Origin of the sequence: Mycobacterium sp. E3247 (genome assembly GCF_001667785.1) — a bacterium.
In the GTDB taxonomy this organism is placed as follows: Bacteria; Actinomycetota; Actinomycetes; order Mycobacteriales; family Mycobacteriaceae; genus Mycobacterium.
The window spans coordinates 1-9516 of record NZ_LZJG01000249.1 but is presented as its reverse complement, the minus strand read 5'-3'; the positions used below and the strand labels follow the sequence as shown (position 1 = coordinate 9516).

The following is a 9516-nucleotide window of genomic DNA, read 5'->3' as shown; positions in this document are numbered from 1 at the left end:
CCGCAGCGGGGAGGGGGCCGACGGCCTGCCCGAGCTGGTCGCCGAGCTGCGCGGCGCCGGGGCGCAGGTGTCGGTGGTGGCCTGCGATGTCGGCGACCGGGACGCCCTGGCGCGGGCGTTGGCGCAGGTACCGGCGCACCTCCCGCTGCGCGGGGTGTTCCATGCCGCGGGCGTGCTGGACGACGCGGTGATCGCGTCGCTGACGCCGGAGCGCATCGACACGGTGTTGCGGTCCAAAGTCGACGGCGCGTGGCACCTGCACGAGCTGACCCGGGGGCTGGATCTGGCGGCGTTCGTGGTGTTTTCGTCGATGGCGGGAATCGTCGGCGCGCCGGGCCAGGGCAACTACGCGGCGGCCAACAGCTTCCTCGACGGCCTGGTGGCCTACCGCCGGGCCCACCGGTTGCCCGGCCTGTCCATCGCCTGGGGGATGTGGGAGCAGGCCTCGGCCATGACGCAGCACCTCGGCGACCGCGACAAGGCGCGGATGAGCCGCGCCGGGCTCGCCGCGCTGTCCACCCGCCAAGCGCTGGACCTGCTGGACGCCGCGCTGCTGGCCGAGCCCCCTGTCGTGGTGGCCACCCGGCTCGACACCGCCGCGCTGGCGCACGCCGGCGCCGCGCTGCCGCCGTTGTTGAGCCAGTTGGCATCTCGGCCGGTGCGGCGGATCCTCGACCCGACCGACATGGTGTCGTTGACTGGTCTGCGGGCGCGGCTGGAGGGACTGGCCCCCGAGCAGCGGCGCCGTGAGCTGGTGGAGCTGGTGAGCGGCAATGCCGCCACGGTGTTGGGTCACAACACCGCGGACGTCGGCGCCGAGCAAGCCTTCGCCGATCTCGGCTTCGACTCGCTGACCGCCGTGGAGCTGCGGAACAGGCTGAAAATCGCGACCGGGCTGACCCTTTCGCCGACGCTGATCTTCGATCACCCGACGCCGGCGGCGCTGGCCGAGCATCTCGACGCTCAGCTGTCCACCGGGCCGAGCGGTGAGCCGCCCGATCGCATGGCCCGCTTCAACGACGTGATCCGCGAGATGCAGGCGCTGCTCGGCCGATCCGACTTCAGCCCCGGCGACAAGGCGCAGCTCGCCACCCGGCTGGAGGGCCTGCTGGCCGGCCTGACCGGCCCCGCGCCCGCCCCGTATCCCGACCACCCCGACGACCCGTTCGACGACGACATCGCCACCGCCACCGAGAGCCAGCTCTTCGCCATCCTCGACGAAGAGGGCGGCCCCTAACATGACCGACGTCGCCATCATCGGCCTCGCGTGCCGATTCCCGGGCGCGCAGAACCCACGCGACTTCTGGGGCGTGCTGCGCGACGGCCGGGAAGCGACGCGGCTGCCCGGCGACGTCGCGGAGTTCGACGCCGATTTCTTCCACCTCTCGCCGCGCGAGGCGTGCGCGATGGACCCGCGCCAACGATTGGTCCTCGAACTGGCTTGGGAGACCTTCGAAGACGCGTTCGTGGTGCCGGAAACCATTCGCGCTGAGTCTGTTTCGGTGTACATCGGGGCGATGGCCGACGATTACGCGGTCCTCACGCTGCGCGACATCGCCGACAACCTCGACCACCACTCGTTCGCCGGCATCAGCCGGGGAATGATCGCCAACAGGGTCTCCTACGCCCTCGGGTTGCACGGGCCCAGCATGACCGTCGATTCCGGGCAATCCTCTTCGCTGACCGCGGTGCACCTCGCCTGCGAGGGCCTGCGTTCCGGCGAATCGACGCTGGCGCTGGCCGGCGGCGTCCATCTCAACCTGGCCGACGAAACGGCAATGCTGGAGCGCGAATTCGGGGCGCTGTCGACATCGGGTCACACCTACGCGTTCGATCCGCGCGCGGACGGCTACGTCCGTGGAGAGGGCGGCGGCCTGGTGCTGCTCAAGCCGTTGCCGGCGGCCCTGCGCGACGGGGACCGCATCCATGCCGTCATCCGGGGCAGCGCCGTGGGCAACGCCGGGCACAGCGCCGCGGGCCAGACGGTGCCCTCGGTCTCCGCCGAGGCCGACGTGATCCGGCGGGCGCTTGCCGCCGCCGGCCTGGGCAGCGGCGACATCGACTACGTCGAGGCGCACGGCACCGGGACGAGGGTCGGCGACGCGGCGGAAACACAGGCGCTGGGTGAGGTGTTCGGCGGGCGCGGCCGTCCGCTGGACGTGGGATCGGTGAAGACCAACATCGGCCACGCCGGCGCCGCCGCGGGCATCGCTGGCCTGCTCAAGGCCGTGCTGGCCGTGCGCCATTCGGTGATTCCGCCGAGCCTCAACCACGCCGGGGCGAATCCCGACCTCGATCGCCTGGGGCTGCGGGTCACCACCGCCGCGCAGCCGTGGCCGAGCACGGAGCGCGCGCGCCGCGCCGGGGTGTCGTCGTTCGGCATGGGCGGCACGAACGCGCACGTCGTCGTGGAACAGGCCCCCGCGCAACCGGATACCCCCGCGGGGGTGCCCGACGGGCCGGTCGCGTGGGTGCTGTCGGGCCGCTCCGGGCGCGCCCTGGCCAGCCAGGCGCGGCGGCTCACGGAATGGCTGGCGGACTCGGAGGCGACCGCGCCCGACGTGGCGTGGTCGCTGGCGACGACGCGTTCGGTGTTCGACCATCGGGCGGTGCTGGTGGGTCACGATCGCGAGGCGCTGACCCGCGACCTGGCGGCCTTGGCCGCCGGGGAGCCGGCCCCCGGGCTGGTGGTCGGCCACGCCGGGCCGGCGGTCAGGACGGCCTTCGTGTTCCCCGGCCAAGGCTCGCAATGGCCGGGGATGGGCCGCGGGCTCCATCACCGGTTTCCGGCGTTCGCCCGCGCGTTCGACGAGGCCGCCGCCGCGATGGACACCCACCTGCGGGTGCCGTTGCGCGAGGTGATGTGGGGCGGCGATGCGGAGTCGTTGCAGGACACCGAGTTCGCGCAGCCGGCGCTTTTCGTTCTCGAGGTGGCCCTCGCCGCCCTGTGGCGGTCGTGGGGGGTGACACCCGATGTGGTGCTGGGCCATTCGGTGGGGGAGATCGCGGCGGCGTGTGTGGCGGGCGCGCTGTCGCTGGTCGACGCGGCGCGCGTCGTGGCGGCCCGCGGCGAATTGATGGCCCGGCTGCCGGCGGGCGGGGTCATGGTGGCGGTGAGCGCCGGCGAGGCGGAGGTGACCCCGATGCTGGGCGCGGACGTCAGCATCGCCGCGGTCAACGGACCGAACGCGGTGGTGCTCTCCGGTGGGCGGGACGCGGTTGCCGCGGTCGCCGACCGCCTGGCGGGCACCGGCCGGCGGACGCACCGGTTGGCGGTCTCGCACGCTTTCCACTCGCCGTTGATGGAACCGATGCTCGACGAGTTCGCGCATCGGATCTCCGGCGTCGAACCGCGACAACCCCGAATCTGCCTGATCTCCAACGTGTTCGGAGAGCCCACCGCCCCCGGATACGGATCCGTGCGGTACTGGGTCGAACATGTGCGCCGGCCGGTGCGTTTCCTCGACGGCGTGCGCGCCGCCGAGGCGTTGGGGGTGACGGCGTTCGCCGAGATGGGCCCGGGCGGTGGGCTGAGCCCGGCGGTGGACCAGTCGCTGACCACCGAGCGGCCGATCTCGGTGGTGACCATGCCCAAGGACGGTCCCGAGATCGAGTCGCTGCTGCACGCGGCCGGCCGGCTGTTCACCGCCGGTGTCGGCGTCGGCTGGCCGGGCGTGCTGGCCGGCGCGGGGGGCCGCCGGGTCGACCTGCCGACGTACGGGTTTGCGCGACAACGGTTCTGGCTGGGGGATAATCGGGATGCGCTGCCGGCCAAGGTGAGTCGGTCCCCGGACCTGACCGAGCGGTTGCACGCCCTGCCGCAGGCGGACCAGCGGAGGCGGCTGGTCGAACTGGTCTGCGAGCATGTCGCCGCCGTCTCGGGACACCCCGATGGCCGGGCCATCGACCGCGACCGGGCCTTCGCCGACCTCGGGTTCGACTCGCTGACCGGCGTCGAACTGCGCAACCGGCTGACCACCGCGACCGGCCTGGCTCTGTCGCGGACCCTGATCTTCGACTATCCCACGCCCGCGGCGCTGGCCGATCATCTGCGGCAGCAACTGTTCCGCGGGGACGGCGACGAATCCGACGACGACAAGCTGTGGTCTGCGCTGCGCAGCATCCCGGTCGCCGAGCTCCGCAGAACCGGATTGCTCGACAAGCTTCTGCTGCTCGCCGGTAAGCCGGAAGACGTTGTCGCCGAACCGCTCATCAGCGGTGACGAGATCGATTCCCTGACCCCGGACGCGTTGATCGCGATGGCGCTGAATTCGGGTGACGACGAGGACGCCACACGATGAAACGCCAAATCAATTACACACACGTCGAATACGTCAATCTTTTGCCGGAATACCGCGAACCGCATAAGCTTCGGGGATCGGCGAAAGTCCCAGTCAAGCTGGGATCCAAGCAAGAGGGTTGGGCATGAGCGTCATCGCGGGTGTGTTCGGAGCGTTGCCGCCGCATCGTTACAGCCAGGCCGAAATCACCGACCAGCTTGTCGAATTCCCGGCACTCAAGGAGCACGAGGGAGTTGTGCGCCGGCTGCACGCCGCCGCCAAGGTCAACAGCCGTCACCTGGTCCTGCCGCTGGAGCGTTACCCGTCGCTGACCGATTTCGGTGAGGCCAACGAGATCTTCATCGAACACGCCGTCGAACTCGGTTGCGAAGCGCTGCTGGGCGCGCTCGACGAGGCCGGCCTGCGACCGCAGGACATCGACATGATCGCCACCACGACGGTGACCGGCGTTGCGGTGCCGTCGCTGGACGCGCGGATCGCCGGTCGGCTGGGACTGCGCCCGGACGTGCGTCGGGTGCCGCTTTTCGGGTTGGGCTGTGCGGCCGGGGCGGCGGGCGTGGGCCGGTTGCACGACTATCTGCGCGGCGCACCGGACGGCGTCGCGGCCCTGGTGTCGGTCGAGCTGTGCTCGCTCACCTTCCCGGCGGTCAAGCCCACCGTGTCGGGCCTGGTCGGCACCGCCATGTTCGGCGACGGGGCCGCCGCCGTGGTCGCGGTCGGCGACCGTCGCGCCGACCGGCTGAGTCCGAACGGGCCCGACATCGTCGACTCCCGGAGCCGCCTGTATCCCGAGTCGCTGCACATCATGGCCTGGAACGTGAGCCCGGCCGGGTTGCACCTGGTGATGTCCCCGGAGCTGACCGACTTCATCGACCGCTACCTGGCCGACGACGTCAGCCGGTTACTGGGCGCCCACGGCCTGACCAAGGACGACATCGGCGCCTGGGTGGCCCATCCCGGCGGTCCCAAGGTCATCAACGCGATCGCCGGGAGCCTCGAGCTGCCACCCGATGCCCTCGAGCTGACCTGGCGCTCGCTGGGTGAGATCGCGAACCTGTCGTCGGCCTCGGTGCTGCACATCCTGCGTGACACCATCGCCAAGCCGCCGCCCGGCGGCGGCCCCGGGCTGATGGTCGCGATGGGCCCGGGGTTCAGCTCCGAGCTGGTGCTGTTGCGCTGGCGCTGAGGCGCTCAGTTCGCCGCCGCGGGCGAGTCCAGGAAGCCTTGAACGGCCTCGGTGAGGATTAGGCCGCCACGGGTGTTCAGGTGGATGCCGTCGATGTGGAACTCCCACCCGTTCATCCGGGAGATTTCGTCGAAGCTGCGCCGCAGCACCGCCTCCCGGATCAGGTAGTCGCGGTAGAACGCCGGGAAAGAGAACCGGGTGAACGGCTTGGCGGTGCCGGCGCGGACCATTTGGTCCTGGAACGCCTCGGCGAACCCGAGGTAGTCCGTCCCCTCCCGCGTCGCCACCGCCCGGATCGCGGCGTTGTAGGCGGCGAACTCCTCGTTGAGCCGAGCCTGGACGGCGTGCCCCGAATGCGGGTCTTCCCCCACGGGCGCCAGGGAACTCAGCGCGATCCTGGCGCCGGTCTCCAGGCGCAGCCTGCGCGCGATGAGTTCCAGGTTCTCCTCGAACCGCGGTGCGGTCGGCTCGGCGGGCAGCCCCTTCCACACGCGCACCACCCTGCGGAAGTTCGGAAAGACGCCGGCCAGGATGTCGTTGGTACCGATCAGGACGATCACCCGGTCGGGCCGGATGGCGGTCACGCGGCGCAGCCGCCGGACGGTGTGGAAGGACAGGTCGCCGCCGACGCCGAAGTTCACGAACCGGAACCGACTGTTGCGCGGCCGATTCTGCAATTCGGTGATCCACCGGTAGGTCCCCTTGGCCGCGGTGGTGCTCGAGCCTACGCAGGCAACGGTTTCGGTGGGGCCTGAAGTCACAGTCGCATTATTCGAGAATCTCCGACAGATCCAGCCACCGACTCTCCGTCGAGGCGACCTCGTCTTCCAGCGCGCGCAGCTCCGCGGTGAGCCGCGCGATGCCGACATGGTCGGCCTGGTCGTGCCCGGCCAGCTCGTGGTGTTTGTCGGCGATCTGGTCGGCCAGGCGCGCGAGCCGGCGGTCGATGCCAGCCAGCTCCTTCTCCGCGGCCCGCCGTTCGGCTCCCGACATCCCCGCCGCCTCGGGGCGCGCCGGCTGGGCGGGCGCGCCGGTGCGCGCCGCGGCCAGCCGCAGGTACTCGTCGATGCCGCCGGGCAGGTGGCGCAACCGGCCGTCGAGGATGGCGTACTGCTGGTCGGTGACCCGCTCCAACAGGTAGCGGTCGTGCGAGACGACGATCAGGGTGCCCGGCCACGAATCGAGCAGGTCCTCCATCGCGGCCAGCATGTCGGTGTCGACGTCGTTGGTGGGCTCGTCGAGGAGCAACACGTTGGGTTCGGACAGCAGGGTGAGCATCAGCTGCAGCCGCCGCCGCTGCCCGCCGGAGAGCTCGCCGACGCGGGCGGAGAGCTGGCCGCCGCCGAAGCCGAGCCGCTCCAGCAGTTGGGCCGGCGTCACCTCGCGGCCCTCGACCTCGTACCCGCCGCGCAGCCCGCCCAGCACGTCGGCGATCCGGTCGTCGCCGAGGCCGGCCAGGGCGTCGCCCTGCTGGTCCAGGACGGCCAGCCGCACGGTCTTGCCGCGCTTGACCCGCCCGGTGTCCGGCGTCACCGTGCCGGCGATCAGCCCCAGCAACGTCGACTTCCCGGCACCGTTGGCCCCGACGATGCCGGTGCGTTCGCCCGGCGCGATCCGCCACTCGATATCGCGCAGCACCGGCCGACCGTCAAACGAGACCGACACGTCGAGCAGGTCGATGACGTCCTTGCCGAGCCGGGCCGTCGCCAGCTTGGCCAGCTCGACGGTGTTGCGCAGCGGCGGCACGTCGGCGATCAGCTGGTTGGCCGCCTCGATGCGGAACTTGGGCTTCGAGGTGCGTGCGGGTGCACCGCGCCGCAGCCACGCCAACTCCTTGCGCATCAGGTTCTGCCGCTTGGCCTCGGTGGCGGCGGCCATCCGGTCCCGCTCGACGCGCTGCAACACGTACGCCGCGTAGCCGCCCTCGAACGGCTCCACGATGCCGTCGTGCACCTCCCACGTCGTGGTGGCCGCCTCGTCGAGGAACCAGCGGTCGTGCGTCACCAGCAACAGCCCGCCGGTGTTGCGCGCCCAGCGCTGTTTGAGGTGCTCGGCCAGCCAGGTGATGCCCTCGATGTCCAAATGGTTGGTCGGTTCGTCGAGGGCGATCACGTCCCAGTCGCCGACCAGCAGCTGCGCCAGCTGGACCCGGCGGCGCTGGCCGCCGCTGAGCGTGGCGGTCGTTGCGTCCCAATCGATGTCGGCCACCAGGCCGGCGACCACGTCGCGGACCCGCGCGTCGCCGGCCCACTGGTGTTCGGCCGCCTCGCCCACCAGCGTCCAGCCGACCGTGCGGCCCGGCTCCAGGGTGTCTGCCTGGCTGAGCGCGCCGACCCGCAGGCCGCTGCGGCGGGTCACGCGGCCGGAGTCGGGCTGCAGCTGCCCGGTCAGCAGCCGCAGCAGGCTCGACTTGCCGTCGCCGTTGCGCCCGACGATGCCGATGCGCGCGCCGTCGTTGACGCCGAGCGTGACCGATTCGAATACCAGCTGGGTCGGGTATTCGAGGTGGACGGCCTCGGCCCCCAATAGGTGCGCCACCGGCCCGACCCTACTGGCGCTATTGGAGGGTCAGCAGCGCCCGGTCGATTTCGCGTTGGGTCTCCGCCGACGCCTGGCTGGCCAGGGCGCCCAGAAAGCGGCCGGCGAGGTCGCGCAGTTTCAGGTTGGTCTCCTGGGAACGCCACACCAAAATGTCGAACGCCCGCTCCGCGGAGATGCCGTAGGCGGCCATCAGCACGCCCTTGGCCTGCTCGATGCGGGCGCGGGCGTCGGCGACCGCCGACAGCACGTTGTTGATGTCGGTCTGCAGCGAATCGGTGACGTCGACGTAGAAACCGGACGTCCCGACCAGGGTGCCGCTGTCGTCGAGCATCCGGTCGCCCGCGACGACCACGCAGTGGGTGCGCCCGCCGGTGTCGATGATGCGGTGGCGGCTGCTGAACGCCTTGCCCCGCATGACGCGGTCGAGGACGGCCGCGACGCGATCGCGGTCTTCAGGGTGCTTGTGCTTGAGCAGCAGGTCCGTGGTGGGCTCCACCTGCCCCGGCTGGTAGCCGTGCATGCGGGCGACCGCCGGTGACCACTCCCAGCGGTGCCCGTCCAGGAAGAACCGGAACCGGCCGACGCTCTGCGGCTCGCCCAGGCCCAGAACCAAATCGACCGCGTTGAGGTCTTGCTCGTCGACGGCGTCGGACATGAACGCCTCACACGCCGAGGCCGCCGAACCGTCGTCGGCGGAGTCCCCGTTGCGTCCCTGCACGGCTTCGTCGTCAAAGTTCACGGTCATCGTGGGCTGTCCTTCAGATCCGTAACTATGTCCTCCGCATATCAATGCCCACTTTTGCGGGAGTCCATTCATCGGATCAGGATTTCCGGTAGTGCTCGGCGTCGGCGCGTTTGAACTCCAGGCCCAGACCCGGCCGGCGCTGATCCGGCCGCAGCGCGCCGCCGTCGGGGGCCAGCGCGCCGTCGAACAGCATGTGTTCGATGCGGTGGTGATCGTGGAAGTACTCCAGGTGGCGCAGGTTGGGGATGGCGCTGGCTACGTGGGCGTGCAGGTTGGGGGCGCAGTGCCCGGACACGTCGACGTTGTAGGCGGCGGCCACCGCTGCGGCCCGCAGCCAGTCGGTGATGCCGCCGCAGCGGGTGACGTCGATCTGCAGGCAGTCGACCGCCCCGGCGGCGAGCATCCGGTTGAAGTAGGCCAGGTCGTAGCCGTACTCGCCGGCGGTGACGTCCGGGGTCACCTGGTCGCGGACCTCGTTCAGCCCGGCCAGGTCGTCGGACGAGACGGGCTCTTCGAACCAGGTGACGTCGTGGTCGGCCATGGCGTGGGCCACCCGGATCGCCTGCTTGCGGCGGTAGCCGCCGTTGGCGTCGACATACAGTTCGACGTCGGGCCCGACCACCTTGCGGGACAGCGCAATCCGGTCCAGGTCGCGGCGCTCGTCGGAGCCCCACGACTCGCCGATCTTGATCTTGACGCGCGGGATCTTCCACTCGTCCACCCAGCGTTCGAGCTGTGCGCGG

7 protein-coding genes are annotated in these 9516 nt (G+C 71.0%); 3 read left to right on the top strand and 4 right to left on the bottom strand.

Going from position 1 to position 9516, the window contains the following annotated elements:
- The 3 genes from A9X04_RS13240 to A9X04_RS13230 form a co-directional block, all read left to right on the top strand.
- Positions 1–1237, top strand: a 1237-nt coding sequence (locus A9X04_RS13240; protein WP_156764347.1) for a type I polyketide synthase, incomplete at its 5' end; no start/stop codon positions are given.
- A gap of 1 nt (position 1238) precedes the next feature.
- Complete coding sequence (locus A9X04_RS13235; protein WP_067920990.1) at positions 1239–4301, top strand: type I polyketide synthase; 3063 nt, start codon at positions 1239–1241, stop codon at positions 4299–4301.
- A 124-nt stretch (positions 4302–4425) separates the two neighbouring features.
- Entirely contained in the window at positions 4426–5487 is a 1062-nt protein-coding gene (locus A9X04_RS13230; RefSeq protein WP_067920988.1) for a type III polyketide synthase, read from the top strand.
- A gap of 5 nt (positions 5488–5492) precedes the next feature.
- Here A9X04_RS13230 and A9X04_RS13225 read toward each other — a convergent pair whose 3' ends face one another.
- From A9X04_RS13225 to A9X04_RS13210, 4 genes are all read right to left on the bottom strand, one after another.
- Positions 5493–6248: an SGNH/GDSL hydrolase family protein gene (locus A9X04_RS13225; RefSeq protein ID WP_067920986.1), complete on the bottom strand. Its 756-nt coding sequence runs from the start codon at positions 6246–6248 to the stop codon at positions 5493–5495.
- Positions 6249–6255: 7 nt separating this feature from the next.
- Positions 6256–8025: an ABC-F family ATP-binding cassette domain-containing protein gene (locus tag A9X04_RS13220; protein WP_067920984.1), complete on the bottom strand. Its 1770-nt coding sequence runs from the start codon at positions 8023–8025 to the stop codon at positions 6256–6258.
- Between the two features lie 19 nt (positions 8026–8044).
- Positions 8045–8773: a PAS and ANTAR domain-containing protein gene (locus A9X04_RS13215; protein WP_067920982.1), complete on the bottom strand. Its 729-nt coding sequence runs from the start codon at positions 8771–8773 to the stop codon at positions 8045–8047.
- A gap of 76 nt (positions 8774–8849) precedes the next feature.
- A partial coding sequence (locus A9X04_RS13210; RefSeq protein ID WP_304442395.1) for an enolase C-terminal domain-like protein occupies positions 8850–9516 on the bottom strand: 667 nt, incomplete at its 5' end.